19 protein-coding genes, 1 tRNA gene and 1 pseudogene are annotated in these 14,237 nt (G+C 62.0%); 3 read left to right on the top strand and 18 right to left on the bottom strand.

Annotated features, from left to right (window positions below; all coding sequences use genetic code 11):
* The first annotated feature begins 12 nt into the window (after positions 1–12).
* Positions 13–1,707, top strand: coding sequence for a formate--tetrahydrofolate ligase (locus SNOV_RS10385; protein WP_013166880.1), 1,695 nt, complete (start codon positions 13–15; stop codon positions 1,705–1,707).
* 62 nt (positions 1,708–1,769) lie between these two features.
* A tRNA-Leu gene (locus SNOV_RS10380) sits at positions 1,770–1,855 on the top strand.
* 45 nt (positions 1,856–1,900) lie between these two features.
* On the opposite strand, the gene SNOV_RS22960 is transcribed toward SNOV_RS10380, so the two are convergent.
* From SNOV_RS22960 to SNOV_RS10320, 16 genes and pseudogenes are all read right to left on the bottom strand, one after another.
* Positions 1,901–2,401, bottom strand: a complete 501-nt coding sequence (locus SNOV_RS22960; protein ID WP_081440966.1) for a DpnI domain-containing protein — start codon at positions 2,399–2,401, stop codon at positions 1,901–1,903.
* Positions 2,402–2,534: 133 nt separating this feature from the next.
* Complete coding sequence (locus tag SNOV_RS24085) at positions 2,535–2,879, bottom strand: hypothetical protein (RefSeq protein WP_244412924.1); 345 nt, start codon at positions 2,877–2,879, stop codon at positions 2,535–2,537.
* 147 nt (positions 2,880–3,026) lie between these two features.
* Positions 3,027–3,596, bottom strand: a pseudogene (locus SNOV_RS24390) (FRG domain-containing protein); the annotation flags it as partial.
* Between the two features lie 331 nt (positions 3,597–3,927).
* The gene (locus SNOV_RS10375; RefSeq protein ID WP_041782169.1) at positions 3,928–4,224 is read right to left on the bottom strand and encodes a hypothetical protein; all 297 of its coding nucleotides are present in this window, start codon (positions 4,222–4,224) and stop codon (positions 3,928–3,930) included.
* Positions 4,224–4,766 carry a hypothetical protein gene (locus SNOV_RS10370; RefSeq protein ID WP_013166878.1) on the bottom strand — a complete coding sequence of 181 codons (543 nt, stop codon included), beginning with the start codon at positions 4,764–4,766 and terminating at the stop codon, positions 4,224–4,226. The genes SNOV_RS10375 and SNOV_RS10370 overlap by 1 nt, the downstream gene beginning before the upstream one ends.
* A 114-nt stretch (positions 4,767–4,880) precedes the next feature.
* A complete protein-coding gene (locus SNOV_RS10365; RefSeq protein ID WP_013166877.1) occupies positions 4,881–5,390 on the bottom strand; it encodes a hypothetical protein in 510 nt (169 codons plus the stop codon).
* A 61-nt stretch (positions 5,391–5,451) separates the two neighbouring features.
* On the bottom strand, positions 5,452–5,685 hold the full coding sequence (locus SNOV_RS10360; protein ID WP_013166876.1) for a hypothetical protein: 234 nt from the start codon (positions 5,683–5,685) through the stop codon (positions 5,452–5,454).
* 85 nt (positions 5,686–5,770) lie between these two features.
* Complete coding sequence (locus tag SNOV_RS10355; protein ID WP_041782166.1) at positions 5,771–6,241, bottom strand: hypothetical protein; 471 nt, start codon at positions 6,239–6,241, stop codon at positions 5,771–5,773.
* 347 nt (positions 6,242–6,588) lie between these two features.
* Positions 6,589–6,816 (bottom strand): hypothetical protein, encoded by a 228-nt coding sequence (locus SNOV_RS23440; RefSeq protein ID WP_013166874.1) that lies wholly within the window; start codon positions 6,814–6,816, stop codon positions 6,589–6,591.
* Between the two features lie 158 nt (positions 6,817–6,974).
* Positions 6,975–8,924: a phage tail tape measure protein gene (locus SNOV_RS22600; RefSeq protein WP_013166873.1), complete on the bottom strand. Its 1,950-nt coding sequence runs from the start codon at positions 8,922–8,924 to the stop codon at positions 6,975–6,977.
* On the bottom strand, positions 8,924–10,543 hold the full coding sequence (locus SNOV_RS10345) for a terminase large subunit (protein WP_013166872.1): 1,620 nt from the start codon (positions 10,541–10,543) through the stop codon (positions 8,924–8,926). Before SNOV_RS10345 ends, SNOV_RS22600 begins: the two co-directional genes overlap by 1 nt.
* Positions 10,543–10,956, bottom strand: coding sequence for a phage terminase small subunit P27 family (locus tag SNOV_RS10340; RefSeq protein WP_013166871.1), 414 nt, complete (start codon positions 10,954–10,956; stop codon positions 10,543–10,545). The genes SNOV_RS10345 and SNOV_RS10340 overlap by 1 nt, the downstream gene beginning before the upstream one ends.
* The gene (locus SNOV_RS10335; RefSeq protein ID WP_013166870.1) at positions 10,953–11,270 is read right to left on the bottom strand and encodes a head-tail adaptor protein; all 318 of its coding nucleotides are present in this window, start codon (positions 11,268–11,270) and stop codon (positions 10,953–10,955) included. Before SNOV_RS10335 ends, SNOV_RS10340 begins: the two co-directional genes overlap by 4 nt.
* Positions 11,267–11,674 carry a DUF3168 domain-containing protein gene (locus SNOV_RS10330; protein ID WP_013166869.1) on the bottom strand — a complete coding sequence of 136 codons (408 nt, stop codon included), beginning with the start codon at positions 11,672–11,674 and terminating at the stop codon, positions 11,267–11,269. The genes SNOV_RS10335 and SNOV_RS10330 overlap by 4 nt, the downstream gene beginning before the upstream one ends.
* Complete coding sequence (locus SNOV_RS10325; protein WP_013166868.1) at positions 11,674–12,078, bottom strand: HK97-gp10 family putative phage morphogenesis protein; 405 nt, start codon at positions 12,076–12,078, stop codon at positions 11,674–11,676. The genes SNOV_RS10330 and SNOV_RS10325 overlap by 1 nt, the downstream gene beginning before the upstream one ends.
* Before the next feature lies 1 nt (position 12,079).
* Positions 12,080–12,334: a head-tail connector protein gene (locus SNOV_RS10320; RefSeq protein ID WP_187291110.1), complete on the bottom strand. Its 255-nt coding sequence runs from the start codon at positions 12,332–12,334 to the stop codon at positions 12,080–12,082.
* A 177-nt stretch (positions 12,335–12,511) separates the two neighbouring features.
* On the opposite strand from SNOV_RS10320, the gene SNOV_RS10315 reads away from it, so the two are divergent.
* The gene (locus SNOV_RS10315) at positions 12,512–13,309 is read left to right on the top strand and encodes an HNH endonuclease (protein ID WP_041782163.1); all 798 of its coding nucleotides are present in this window, start codon (positions 12,512–12,514) and stop codon (positions 13,307–13,309) included.
* Between the two features lie 2 nt (positions 13,310–13,311).
* Here the strand turns inward: SNOV_RS10315 and SNOV_RS22950 are convergent, their stop codons facing one another.
* Both SNOV_RS22950 and SNOV_RS22595 read right to left on the bottom strand, forming a co-directional pair.
* Positions 13,312–13,662 (bottom strand): HNH endonuclease, encoded by a 351-nt coding sequence (locus tag SNOV_RS22950; RefSeq protein WP_013166865.1) that lies wholly within the window; start codon positions 13,660–13,662, stop codon positions 13,312–13,314.
* Positions 13,659–14,234, bottom strand: a complete 576-nt coding sequence (locus SNOV_RS22595) for a hypothetical protein (RefSeq protein WP_013166864.1) — start codon at positions 14,232–14,234, stop codon at positions 13,659–13,661. The genes SNOV_RS22950 and SNOV_RS22595 overlap by 4 nt, the downstream gene beginning before the upstream one ends.
* Positions 14,235–14,237 lie beyond the last annotated feature (3 nt).

The raw sequence follows: 14,237 nt of genomic DNA, 5'->3' as shown, positions 1-14,237 counted from the left end.
TTGGAGAACCCGATGAATACCGCGCTGCGCAAGATCGATCCCAACAGCGATGCGGCGATCGCGGCCTCGGTGACGCCGCGGCCCATCGAGGAGATCGGCGAGAAGCTCGGCGTGCCCGCCGCCTCGCTCTATCGCTACGGCCACACCAAGGCGAAGATCGCGCTCGACTTCGCCCGCCCGGCGGAGGCGAAGGCCGACGGCAAGCTCATCCTCGTCACCGCCATCAACCCGACCCCGGCGGGCGAGGGCAAGACCACCACCACCATCGGCCTCGGCGACGCGCTGGCGCGCGCCGGCAAGCGCGTCGCCATCGCCCTGCGCGAGCCGAGCCTCGGCCCGGTGTTCGGCGCCAAGGGCGGCGCGACGGGCGGCGGGCGCTCGCAGATCGTGCCGATGCAGGACATCAACCTGCATTTCACCGGCGACTTCCACGCCATAAGCGCCGCGCACAACCTGCTCGCCGCCGCGATCGACAACCACGTCTACTGGGGCAATGCGCTCGACATCGACGTGCGCCGCATCAACTGGCGGCGCGTCGTCGACCTCAACGACCGGGCGCTGCGCAGCGTCACCGTCGGCCTCGGCGGGCCGGGCAACGGCTTCCCGCGCGAGGACGGCTTCGACATCACGGTCGCCAGCGAGGTGATGGCGATCTTCTGCCTCGCCCGCTCGCTGGAGGATCTGGAAGAGCGGCTGGGCCGCATGGTGGTGGCGCAGAACCGCGCCCGCCAGCCGATCACCGCCGCCCAGCTCAAGGTGACGGGCGCCATGACGGCGCTGCTGCGCGACGCCTTCCAGCCCAACCTCGTGCAGACCCTCGAGGCGACGCCCGCCGTGGTGCATGGCGGCCCCTTCGCCAACATCGCCCATGGCTGCAACTCGGTGATGGCGACCCGCACCGCGCTCGGCCTCGCCGATTTCGTGGTGACGGAGGCCGGCTTCGGCGCCGACCTCGGGGCGGAGAAGTTCCTCGACATCAAGTGCCGGCAGGCGGGCCTCGCGCCTTCCGCCGTGGTGATCGTCGCCACGGTGCGGGCGCTGAAGATGCATGGCGGGATCGGCCTGAAGGAGCTCGGCACCGAGAATGTCGCGGCGGTGAGCGCGGGCTGCGCCAACCTCGTCCGCCATATCGAGAACATGAAGGCGTTCGGCCTGCCGGCGGTGGTGGCGATCAACCGCTTCACCAGCGACACGGCGGACGAGATCGAGGCGATCAAGGCCGCCTGCGCCGCGGTCGGCGCCAGCGTGCATCTGTGCTCGCACTGGGCCGAGGGCTCGGCCGGGGCGGTGGACCTCGCGAGCGAGGTGATCGCGCTCGCCGCGCGCCCCTCCGCCTTCAGGCCGCTCTACGAGACCAGCCTGCCGCTGGTGCAGAAGATCGAGACCATCGCCAGGCGCATCTACCGCGCCGGCGCGGTCGCCATCGAGCCCGGCGCGCTGAAGAAGCTCGCCGAGTTCGAGGCGCTGGGCTATGGCGAACTGCCGATCTGCATGGCCAAGACCCAGTACAGCTTCTCCGCCGACCCGGCCCAGCGCGGCGCGCCGGAGGGGTTCACCCTGCCGATCCGCGAAGTGCGGTTGTCTGCCGGCGCCGGTTTCGTGGTGGCGCTGGCTGGCGAGGTGATGACCATGCCGGGCCTGCCCTCGCGCCCGGCGGCGGAGGACATCTTCGTCGACGAGACCGGCTTCATCGGCGGGGTGTTCTGAGGGGGCACCGCCCGCAGGCGCGTTGCCAGAGAAAGCCTGCGACCCTATAGCTGGGGTCGGCCGCGGACGTGGCGAAACTGGTAGACGCACGAGACTTAAAATCTTGCGCCCACAAGGCTTACGGGTTCGAGTCCCGTCGTCCGCACCAGCAAAAATTACCCTTTTAAATCAACAAGTTACATTGGTATTCCGACTAGGTTTCGGGAGAAATTTCGGGAGAAGTTACGGGAGCTGCGGGTCGCAATGGAGGTAGCCGAACAATGGCGTCGTGCACCGCGCTTAGATCATAAATGAAGCCTGTCCATCCGGCGCGACGGGCCGTGGCCGAGAGAGGTTTGCGCGGCTTGAAGAGTTCGGGCGCCTGTAGATCGGCAGACAGATAATAAATGGCGTGCTGCATCAAATTCTTGCTCGCGAGGACGAGGAACAAAGGGAAATAGATACCCGCGTCCATACGCAGCTTTTGCGGCCCCCATGCCGCCCCAAGGATTTGCTTAGGCAAGACCGCGACGTCCGCCGATGTCGACGCTTTAACCTGAGCGAGATAGCCGCAAAAATCGCAGATCACGTCCGCGCATTTGAAGTTGGGCGGCAAGCGCACCAGAGTACGCGCTCGTTTGCATCGGGGACAGGAACATTCCTTTGTCACTCGCTCCTCGCCAAACGTGCCAAGCAACTGCCGTGGGGTAGCCACAAGCCCCTCCTCCCGCGAATCTATGTAGCAAGATTAATGGAGAGGGTCGAAACTGGGATGCTAAAGCTGGAGCATCGGAAGAAGGCTCGTGCCGGGAATCGTTGTGGGAGATGTGTGTCCCACCGGGCATGCCCTATTTGGGCTCTGGCTCTCCCCACAATGAGTCATTCGTAGGAAGAATATCTTTGCCGCTGGTGGCTACCGAATTCTCCATCTGCCGGCGAACAAAATGTGCCTGATGCCTCAGCATTCGACAAATACCATCTAATCCAGGAAACATGTTAGCTGCGGTTAATCCCATAAAGCTCAGATCCTCTAACGCCTCCGCAGCAAAAGAGCTCGGGATATCTGCTGCGACCATAAATGTTTTCCCTGTGGCTGTCTCCATTTCCTGAATTGTCGTTTCGAGATCAGCAATATTGGTAACAAGAAATTCTCCCTGCTGAGCACTAAGTCGAGGATTGTGTATACCAGACACACGAAGTCGACTTATGTATGGCTTAGGAAAGTGGATAGAGACCGATGGCGGAGTATGATGGTCAAGAAAATATCTAGAGAATCCATATACGCGTACATATTTCGGAGTGGGTTTTCGATGTGAACGGTTGTCGAGAAAGTCCGAAAACGCAAAGAATGCCGCGATGTACGGGGATCGCGTAGCATCCAACATGGGTGTTGGAAGTCCATGGTGTTGAGCTAGGGCTAATAGTGTAGCGTACTCGCTCCCATCTTTTAGGTTTATGCCTCTATTCAGAAATGTTTGTGCGTGATCATGGAATGTTGCGAGGTTTCCGTAAACGAATCTATCTATTCTCTGCTTTCCATCTCGATGAAAGGATGTACTTACTTTGAAGTTGCTATCACCATGTCCTCGATAGCAGGCGATATCATTTACATTTCGGCTTCGTGAGGCCCATTGCTTAAAGTCATCCCAATTATTGCAGAGATCTGCGACCTTGCGGCCCTGTGACGTCTTGGGTCTGAGCCTGATCGCCCCTGATCCTTTCGGCCCACGCCATATGCCTCTGAATCCTCGCCCACGCCTATGCAATAGGATATAGATTTGGCTCAGAGTTTCTTGAGAGCTGTTTGCAGTCTGGTCTGGTATGAAATTCCCAGAGTCGTCGGTTAAAAATAGATAGCGACAGCGTAATGAGAGTTTTTTATCGTCGATAAGATCAATGTTAGCTAACATTCCCTTAGGAGGTACTGTTTCTGACCAAACGTAGACAAATGCTGTATCGGGATCATCATGGTCCACGCACAGCATAACGTCGAGCTCCAAGTCGTTAACCTCGACTGTGCCAAACTGCTGCTCGGTTATGGATTGGGCGCGAGCAATAACCATAGAATCAATACTCTATGCATTCGGACAGCGTATTTAGACTGAAATATTGACTCTGGTCACGCCCGGCGCTCGCTAACTTTATGCAATCGACGTCCCATGGCTGGTGGATCGCTACACGATGCCGGGATGCCTCAACAAAAAAGGGCGCCAGCATAGCCGGCGCCCGATTTCGCGTTTCCTATATCGAAATGCCGATCGGTGGCGGCCGCAGATACCGGAGCCGGTAAAAACCTGCGCTCGAGCCATCGGAAAGCAGCACGACATTTTGGCCGTCTAGGGTGCCTTCGATGCCGCCAAAGGGCATGTCGAATCCGGGCTGCCAATCTTTGAGGTAGGAAACCGCGCCGGTTGCCTCATCCACCTTTTTCGTCACATTGAATGAGCCGGCGGCATTGCGACGGCTCCGCAGGCGGCCACGGATATCATCGTGCTCTGCCTGGGTGATGGGCTCAATCACATAGGAGGCTTTTGCCATCAGGCGGCCTCCTCATTGAGGCTCGGTGCCGCGTGAAAGAGCCGGAACTTCTGGAGTGAGCTAAGGCGGCGCGACGGAGAGAAGATCGCCCTTACCTCATCAGGGACATTCGGAAGCGCAAGAAACCGCTCGAGCGAATAGAGGGGGTTCTGTGCGTATTCTTCCCACGCCTGCTCCCATGCCGCGCGTTCGCCGGGATCAGATGGCGCAACATCCGAGGGCTCGATAGCGCAGCGCTCAATCACCACGAGGAAGTCCTCGGCCATGGCGCACAGTTCGTGGGCATAGGCTTCTGCGTCCCGGCAAAGGCAATCAAGGTCGTCCTGCGGAGTGTCACTGTTGGCCACGCGCTCTTTAACGCCAAACGCCAGCTCCGCACCGAAGCCGTAGGAATCTGCGGTCGATCCGTCCAACTGATCCAGTGGGGTATGAGGGCATCCGCTGCCCCTACCAAAGCGGTCGTGCGGCTCCATTCGCAGGCGAAGAAAGAGGTCGAACAGGCCCTTCTGAGTGAGCCTGACGTTGGAAATCCCGTCGTTCATGTCTAAGTTCTTTTCTGCTGGCCGGAGTGTTCCAGACTCCGGCTGGTGGAAGTTCTAGCGGACTTCAGCGGCGCGGCCTTGGTCGCGCCGTTCGCGTTTGTGCCTGTGCTGTTCTCACTCCCCCTTTGTCGTGATGCCGGGAAAGGTGTGGCGCTTGGGCGTGCGCAGGCCAGCTTGCAGGGCCTTAAGGCGCTCAGCTTCTGCCCATTCGGCTTTCAGAGCTTCGACGTTGCCGGGCGGCAGCGCAGCTGCCCTAGCAAATGCCGCATCGATCGCGCGTTGAACCTCAGCCAGCTTGTATTCATTGATGGCGCACGCCAGCTCGCTAGCGGCATCCGTGAACACTTCGACCAACGCCGTTGCGCGCTGAAGCGAGTCTAGCGGTTCGTCCCGGTGCACCTGCGACTGGAACGTTTGCTGGTCTTCATCGAACGAGCTGCCGTTGATGAACACGCCGAAGGCGTCGAGGTTTTCGTACAGGTCCAAGTGCCGACCTCTCATGAAGTCCGCGAATGAACCGGCGAGGTAAGCCGGGCGCGCTGGAGCCGCTTTCAGCTTGGCTTTGGTACGCTGGAGCTGCCGTTCGCGGAATTCACGAGAGCGCTCAGTTGCAGACTTCGCCATTGATCCCTCCGTTGCGTTGCGTTCTGTATAAAACGCAACGGTAGTGAACGCAAGCGTCGTATCATTGGGCCGGCAGATCGTCCGGCCACACATTGAACCCGAACATCATCAGTTCGGCGGCGGCGTCCGGGAGCTTCACGGACATCTGTCGAAGCCCGTCACTGTGGAGCGGGCCAAGCCCATGGCGGGCCGCGAAGGACTCGACGGTCGCCAGAAGCTCGGCGGCAAGAGACGCGCACAGTTCATCGTATGCCGGGGCGGTGCCGCCGGCGGCTTTCAGCACAGAAGATTTCAAGAGAGGTACTCCGAAGGGTTAGCTGCCGAAGATTCGTTGAATCTGAGATGATGGTCAACATAATTCTACAGTTTATTTTCGTTAGTCAGTAGTGACTAATATTCTCCTCTTTCGTCACCGACAAAACGAGCTTCCGTTCTCGCTCAAAGGCATCCTTTGCCGCGCGCCGGATGCTATCGGTTACAGAAAGCATGGAGCCGAACACCTCCTGCCGGGACCGGGTAATCTTCTTGGTGGCGTAGGAGGCCCAATCGTCGTCCAGGCGATCCCCGACGTGCGCCTGATGCTTCACGCCGCGCACAGAGCCCCATTTGCCGCCGGCACGGGCGAGCGCGCGTCCTAGAGCCTCGGCTTCGTTGCCGGATACGGTGATGCCGCCGTGAAGGTGCGGGCGCCCCTCATCGGAGATGTCCACGCCAAACCAGTAATCCACCGTCCGGCCGAACTCGGCTTTCAGAAAGCGCCTGAGACGCCGCCGGACGTGCTCGGTGAAAGAGGCAGGATCGGCGCGCGCGGCCTTCTCCACCTCGGGGCCGAAGTTGAGCGTGAAGGACACGCCCCCGCGTTTGGAAACCTCCCGGTGATAGAAGGTGGCCTTGGCGAGAGCTGAAGCTTCATCCCAGCGCGGCGGCGTGCGCGTTTTTCTATATCTGGTGAAGAGGGCGTCTAGGGTGCGAGTGTTCTTCCTCGGGGGTGTGTAGGAGGAATGAGAGGGGGATGCAGAAGGGTGAGGTGAGTGTTCGCCTAAAGAACCTTCCCCGGCGGTCGGAACGCCCGATGCCGCATAAATCCTTGAACGCATAAGGAAATCGCCATCCCGCTTACGCGCGCGGCGGCGGGTCTGGCGTTCCGTTTTTGAACATGACTTTCGGGCTGGTTTCGTCGCCCCTATCGGCTCGCCGCTCATTCGTCGTCGAGCCCCGCGACGAACTCGGTGAGCGCATCGAACTCGGCTTCAAGCGCGGCAAGCTCTGCCGCCTCGTCGCGCTTGGGCGGCGCAACACAGGCGCGCCCGTTCATGTGCGTTAGCTCGTAAATCAGCTCATCGAGGCTAGATAAATCGAGGTCGTCGGCAGAATTATTTTCGTCTTTTTCTGTGCAATCGGCTGCACAGTTGCTATACTTATCCATGTGATCGCTCCACGGCATTGGGGTGCTCATACGTCGAGACTAAGTTCAACGCTCTAGCCCGCCCGGTTCTCTCCTTCCGGGCGGGTTTCTTTTGTTCCCAAGCGTGTGCTGAATGTGCGTCCACCAATTATAGCGGGCGCGGGGCCGGACTCGCGTCGTCAGCCCAAAATATTTCCGGGGCGCATCTGCACCATTAGCTCGTCGACCACGAAGTGCCGTATCTGGCCTTCGATCTGCTCGGCGATCCTCGCACCCATGGCCTCATCGGCAGCGGGGCCACGCGATCCGCCCTCGACGGATACGCTGATCGTCGGCGCGAAGCTGATGGACTGCACGGTCGCGCCCCTTCCACCGGCTCCCGGCGAACGGACGATGCCGCCGGAAGCGAAGGCCGGGAGCGCGACGCCGGCATTGATCGCGTCGAGCAAGGCCCGGTGCCGGGCCGTCGCCGCCGCGTTCACGACGTACTCGCCGTTCGAGAGCATCGCCGGGATGCTATCCGACGTGCCAGTGCCGGGGCCGCGTACATGCCCGCCGCTGGCGAACTTGGGAACGGCGCCGCCACCGGAGAAGCCGAGGGCGCTCGTCAGCCCGCCGGACAGCACGTTCAAGAGCGGGGAGAGGGCGAGGTCTAGGCCAAGGTCCATCAGCCTGTCGCCGAGGCGCGCAAGGGCATTCGAGAGGGCGCCCGTCAGGCTGACGCCCTGCCGAAGGTCGGCAACGAACGAGCGCACGCCCTCGGCGCCTATGTCAGCGAATGCCGCCTTCATGGTCTCGGCATTCTGCAAGCGGGTGCTGGCGGCTTCCGCCGCTGCCGCTGCATCGCCATAGGCCGATGCCAACTCGGCAATGGCCTGCCGCTGCGCATCCGTCAGTGTGATGCCAGCGCGCTGCGCCTCGGCGATCAGCTCCTGTTCCAGGCGGAAGCGCTCGGCTTCCCGCGTCGTCATGCCGAGGGCGGCGGTTTCGGTGTTGAGGCTGGCGACACGCTGCTGTGCGCTGGCGATGATGCCGTCGTACGCTTTCGCAAGATCGTTCGCCGCCTTCTGCGCAGGCGTGGTGATCTTTGATAGATCGCCCATGCCGCCGGGCTTGGTCACGGTTATGGACGTGGCGGGGCGACTGTCGAGTTGGCTCTGAAGCTCGTCACGCTCGGCGAGCCGGGAAGCAATGCCGGTGTCGCCACCGATAGCCAGGAACGCGAGGCTCGACTTGCGGGCATTCTCGACGGCGGCGTTGATCAGCTCGATACGCCGCTGAAGGGTGCTGGCGCTCTGGTTTTCCGTGGCGTGAAGCATGTCCGCGAAGTCGCGTATGAGGCTGACGACGCCGACGAGCGCACCCTTCAGGTTCGTCCCGATGGTGGCGCTGATGCGGGCGAATGCCCTGTCGATCTCGACAGCACGCTGCACCAGCTCGGCGTCTATGACGTTGCCGGTGTCGCGGGCCTCATGCCGCATCCGGCCGATATAGCCGTTGCCCTGCTGAAGCAGCCGCACAAACTGTTCGCCGCCGGTGCCGCCGAATATCTCGTCGGCGATGCGGATTTGCGCCGCCGTGTCGAGCTGGCCTAGCCGTTCGATGATCTCTTCGAAGAGCGCGGCCGGATCGGCGAGCTTCACCTTCAACTCTTCGGCGGAATAGCCGAGACGCTGAAGGGCCTCGGCGCCGCCGCCTGCGCCCGTGGTGATAAACTCATCGGCGCGGAGCTGCATTTCCTTGATGCCGTCCGTGAGGGCATCGATGTTCACGCGGGACTGCTGCGCCGCGTATCCCAGCTCTTGAAACGCCTCGACGCCGAGGCCGGCGCGCTGCGCCTCTGCCGAAAGGTTCGCAAGGTCCGCCGCTGCGGTACGGGCACCGGCGAAGAGCCCAGCGGCACCAAGGCCGCCGATGCCGGCGGCGCCAGCTACGGCACCGAACGCGGTGCTCATGCCGCGCCCGATCCCGGCGAAGGTGTTCTGCAGGCGCGTGGCGCTGTTGCTGGCCTGCCGCTCTATCTGGCGAAAGTTCGTGCCGGCGGTGCGGCTAGCGCGCTGAAAATTGCGCTCGAAATCGCGGATGCGCGCTTCGAGCATTACGACGAGCTGGGGGTCATCGATCGCCATTAGAAACTCAACACAACGCTAGAGGGGTCGAAATCGTCGGATTCGAAGATGCTCTTAGGCTTCTCGCCTTGGCTGGCGCGGCCTACCGCCATGGCGGCAGCAACGGCACCGTCGATACGGTCGGTGCGCTTGCCCTTGTGCATACGCACGAGACCAGTGTCGTTTCGGCTGGCGACAACGGAGTCGAAGTGATGCCGGAGGATGGGGTGTCCACTGTGGTGCAGCAGGCGGCCGTTGACGGTGCGCTCCAGAGCGCCAATCGCCGGAGCCATGGTGAGCGGACCTTGGCGCATTCCCACCACGGGGAGACCGTCTTCGAAAAGCCGCTGCATGATGGTCGCTGCGAGGTGTGGATCGAACGCGATCTCCTCGACTGCGAAGCGCTCGTACAGCTCGCGAATATGCGCCTCGATAGCCTCGGGACGGATGATCGCCCCTGCAACCGCGTTGATCAGTCCCTCATCGCGCCAGCGCTCATAGGGCACGCCGTCAACGTCGGCACGAATGCGAAGATCGTCGCCCGGTACAAAGAACCATGGGTGGATGGAAATCCGCCCGTCGTCATGTCGCCATGCACCAACAATGGCGGTTAAGTCGCCGTTGACGCTCATGTCCACGCCGAGGAAGCAGGGCAGCCTCTCCAGCCCGGCTAGATCGAAGTCCGGATCGATGCCCGCATCGTAAGTCCGCATATCGAAGAGCGGATCGCGGCTGTTGCCGAACCAGCGATTGAGCTTGAATTGCTGAAACTCAAAGGCTTTCGAGGGATTGGCGCGCGCTTCCTCCGCGTCCGAGCGGAATTTCTTGATGTCGTGAAAGCCGTAGGCGAGGCCAGGATTGCAGCGGTGCCAAATGGCTTCATCCTGCCAATCCTCATCAGCAGCGATTTCGAACATGATCGGCAGGAAGGCAGGATTCTCGATTTCGCCGAGGGCAACCCGACGCGCGTAGTTATAGCGCTCTGCGGCCAGCCCCTCATTGCCACGGCCCGCCGTTGTGGCGACGATGGTCAGCCCGCCACGGCGCTTGGCCATGCCGGATTGCAGCGCTTCCCAGAGGTCGCGGCGCTGCCATGAGTGGATCTCGTCGGCGAGCACGAAGGTCGGGGTGGTGCCGTGCTGTGCCCTACCATCCGACGACACGGCCCGAAGGGTTGAGCCGTCGAGCTTGCTCTTGATGGTGCGAATTCCGGCATGCGGCTCATAGATGCGGGTGGCGAATCCCAGGCGCTTGTCCATCTCGACTATGCCGGCGGCCTCGCGAAATCCGATGCCGGCTTGCTCACGATCCGACGCGGCGAAGATGATCTGTCCGCCTGGAACGCGCTCCGGTCCTAGCAGGTGCAGCAGGGCCAGCGCGGCGGCGATGCTGGTCTTTCGATTTCCACGGGGAAGGAAGAGGAAGACTTCGCGCACGATGCGCTCGCCATCTTCATCACGCGGGCCATAAATGCGGCGGACGATGCGCTCTAGCCACCTCGGGAGCTGGAATCGAAATCCCGGCTCGGTGCTCAAAGGGTGCTTAAGGCGACGCAGGAACTCGACGGCCCGCTCGCCATAGCCAAGCGGATCGGGAATTTCGCTCTCGTCGAAAACCCATGCCGGGAAGGTGCTCGCCACTACGGCACCTTCAGCGGGTTGTCGGCGTCATCGTTCTCGGCATCCTCGCGCACGGCGGCACGCGAGCGCGCAACGGGCGTCAGGCCAAGCTCGCCAGCGAGAAGGCGAGCTTGTGTCATGGCGTCATTGCGGATCGCGACGGCAGGGTGTTTTTTCGGACCAGTCGTGCTCATGAAGGTCATGCCTTCACGAGCGATAGTGCGGCTGGATTCGGCAACAGTACCAACGGCAACGCAGTAGCTCGCGAGCGTGGCGAGGTCCGCAACCGTGAGCGTCTTGCGTTCCTCAATCAGGATCGGCGCGACGCGGCGCCATTCTGCCTTGCCGTCCTTCGCCAGAAAGGCCGGCGGCTTGGGCAGGCACGTCACAGGCGACGAGCCGATGGTGATAGTGGCAGGGCGACGTCCCCTCATGGCCCGGTCCTCCGCAAGCGGATTTCCAGCGCCTCGCGCCGCCCGATCTCAGCAAGCCCGATGATGTCGAAGGCGCTGCCGCCATGGATCACGCGATCTGCCAAGGTGATGCCGGGCACATACCGCGCCCGGAAGGTGAGGGCGGTGACGCTGACGGCGCCACGGTCCTTCTGTTCCTCGGTGGCACCGCCCTCGACAAGCTCGGCGCGAGCACGGGCGATCTCTGCCCAAACACGATCCACGCCGCCGGAGGGGGCGATAGCCTCGGTACTCCGCTCAAAAATCACGAGGTGCGTCAGGTCCGAGGGCTTCATGCCGCAAGCCCCTGCATCACGGCATCGATGCTGATGACGCCGTGCGCGTACTCGCCGCCGGGATCGCGCAAATAGCGGGTGCTGATCGTGGCGCCATGCACTACGTGCCCGCTCGCGATCCAAGGTGCACCGCGAAGCGCCCTGCGCACCGCGTCGGCGATGGTCTTGCAAAGCACGAAATCGTCGGCACGGACCCAAACGTGCAGCGTCAGGAAAACGCGCTCGTGGAAGCTGCTGTAGCTGTCCGCCGCGACGTGCTGTCCCTCGCCGAGAATGATCATGCGTTCCAGCTCGGGCCGGGTGTGGCGGTCGAGGATCGCCGCCGCCGGCACGAGGGCCGTCACGGTCGGATCATTGATCAGCCGGGTGCGGATCGCGGTCTGAAGATCAAGCGTCGGTTCCATCAGCGCGCGTCCTTCACGGCCTTGGAAACGGCGCGCTTGATGCGACTGGTGATCCGCTTCCGGGTGAGGCGCACGGCGGGCCAGAAGAACGGCTGTTCGGGCGCCTCGGCGGTGCCGTACTCGACGAGGTGCGCATAGCGGACGTCAGTGTTGCCCGCCGTCACGGCGACGGCATTCTCGGGCACCACGGTTGCGCCGCCGGGCTGGGAATAGACGGGGGTCGACTGTCCGGCAGGCGTGGCGACGATAGACTCTTTCAGCGCACCGGTATCCTCCGGCGCGAGCTGGCGCATCGTGGCGACAAGCTCTTCACCGGAGCGCTGGAGCGCAGGTTGAACCGCCTGCTTCACCTCGCGCGGGATCGCGGCGAAGCGCTTTTGGAGCTTCGTGAGCTGGTCCGCCATGTCAGAAGCTCCACTTCCGATACGGCAAGATCAGCTCATCGGCACGTTCTTTGGCGCTATTGTTGCCGTCGAAATAGTATTCCGCCATGAAAAGGACCGCTTTCTTAAGCGTGTCCGGCACGTAATCGGCAACCTCGCCGATGGTTCCGACGAAGCTCTCGACGTATCCTTCGGCGACGGCGATGTTCTCCAAAATCAAGGCGTCGTCGACGTTCCCTTCGATCCTGAGATGACGCTTGGCCTCTTCAAGGCTCACGATAGGCATCAGTTAAAACAACCTGTTACTGTGAAAATTCTGTTTTCGGTGTGTGTTGCGCAGTCCTCCCCCCGCCGGTCCCCTCGGCTTTATGCGGAGGTTCTGCAATACCCCCGGGTGCCTGCGCCGGATTTTGGGTAGGGTTCTTGGGTAAGCGAGATTAGTGAGTGAGATTCGATGGTTTGGGGCTTTGAACGAGGGCGCAGCTACAATCGCCGCCGCGACATCCACGACCGCTTCGAGGGCCAGGAGCGGGGCGGCATTGTCACGCCTAGGCGGCATCCCGTGGTGATCTTGATTACGGGAGAGGCCGGCACGGTTCACGGTTACGCGGATCGGATGCGCCCCGATGGGGTGTTCGAGTATTTCGGCGAGGGGCAGCTTGGCGACATGAGCTTCATTCGAGGGAATGCCGCGATCAGGAACCACCACATCGACGGACGCGACTTGCTGGTCTTCCGCAAGACTCGTGAAGGCCTTAGCTTTGAAGGCCAATACGTCTGCGAAGCCTTCCATTACGAACCTGCTCCGGACCGGAGCGGTTCGCTTCGCCAAGCAATTGTCTTTGAACTGCGGCCAATCGAGGCCCTCATCGAAGAGGAGGATGAGGGGGCTGTTCCGGCAGCATCCATTGCGGATTTGCAGCAGCGTGCATTTGCCGCCGCATCGCCTGTTCCGGCTCGCTCCCAAGGGATGCGCACTGTATTCGAGCGTAGCCGTGACGTTCGCAACTACGTCGTCGCGCGGGCGAACGGGAAATGTGAAGCATGCGCGGCGCCTGCTCCGTTCATTCGTCCGAATGGGCAGCCTTATCTCGAACCGCACCACATTCGCAGGTTGAGCGATGGAGGTCCCGACAGTCCAAAGTTTGTCATTGGCCTTTGTCCGAACTGCCATCGCCGTGCGCATTCGAGTGTGGATGCGGAAGCATTTAACAATGGCCTCTTGGGCATGATGCTGGCGTTGGAGCCGTAACATCATCGGTGCGGCTTCCGTTCAAGGCGCTGCTTCCACCGGACGTGGCAGGTCGTGCAGAGCGTCTGCCAATTGGAGCGCGACCAGAAGAGGCGCATGTCGCCCTTGTGCGGAATCTTGTGGTCGACGACCTTGGCCTCTGCGCCGCACCGGACGCAGGTTGGATTGGTCTTCAGGAAGGCGGCGCGCTCCTTCTCCCATTTGCCGTCATAGCCACGCTCACGAGCTGTCGGACGATTGGCGTCGGCACGGCGGTTGCGCTCGGCATCTCTGCGTATCTGACAAGGGCAGCGCTGGCCGCTGCCGATGACATGACCGCAGGCACAAATTCGGGGTGCGCGGATCGGCATCATGCGCCCCCATTCGCGCCGGAGAGGGACATGGCACGCAGTGCCGCAAAACCCTCTTCATCACGCTCGAAATGCGGGGCCTTCGGTGCCTCATCCTCGGCGCTGCCGAAGATGGCCTTCAGCAGCTCGACGCGGCCCTTGTAGGCAATGATGATCTGGGCAGGCGTGGCGCTCAGGGCCGCGTCGGCGGTCCAGCCTATGGCGCCGCATGCCACCTCGAAAAGGTGCTGATAGGCGTCGGTGAAAGACATGGGCGTGCCGGTGTTGCCGGACTCGCCATCGTTGCCGCCGAGGTCCGTCAGCGCGGTGATGACCGCGACGCACGCCTCAATCGCCGGGAAGAGGCACCTATTGAGCGGCGGCGCCAGCGCGGCGCGCACCTCAGACAGGGGACGCGCCGAGGTCTCGGCGATGACATTGGCAATCACGCCGATGCGGCCTTCGGCGACACCCTTCATGACGTGGGTGAAGCTGTCGTATCGATAGGCAAGCCGGATCGCGGCCCCCAATGAGGGCCGGAGGGAGAAGGTTCGCCCGTCCAGCTCCAGAAGGATATCGGGGGCCGCGATCCGCATAGG

It is taken from the genome of Ancylobacter novellus DSM 506 (assembly GCF_000092925.1).
Classification (GTDB): Bacteria; Pseudomonadota; Alphaproteobacteria; order Rhizobiales; family Xanthobacteraceae; genus Ancylobacter; species Ancylobacter novellus.
The sequence above is the reverse complement of the archived record's forward strand: the minus strand, read 5'-3'. Positions and strand labels throughout refer to the sequence as shown.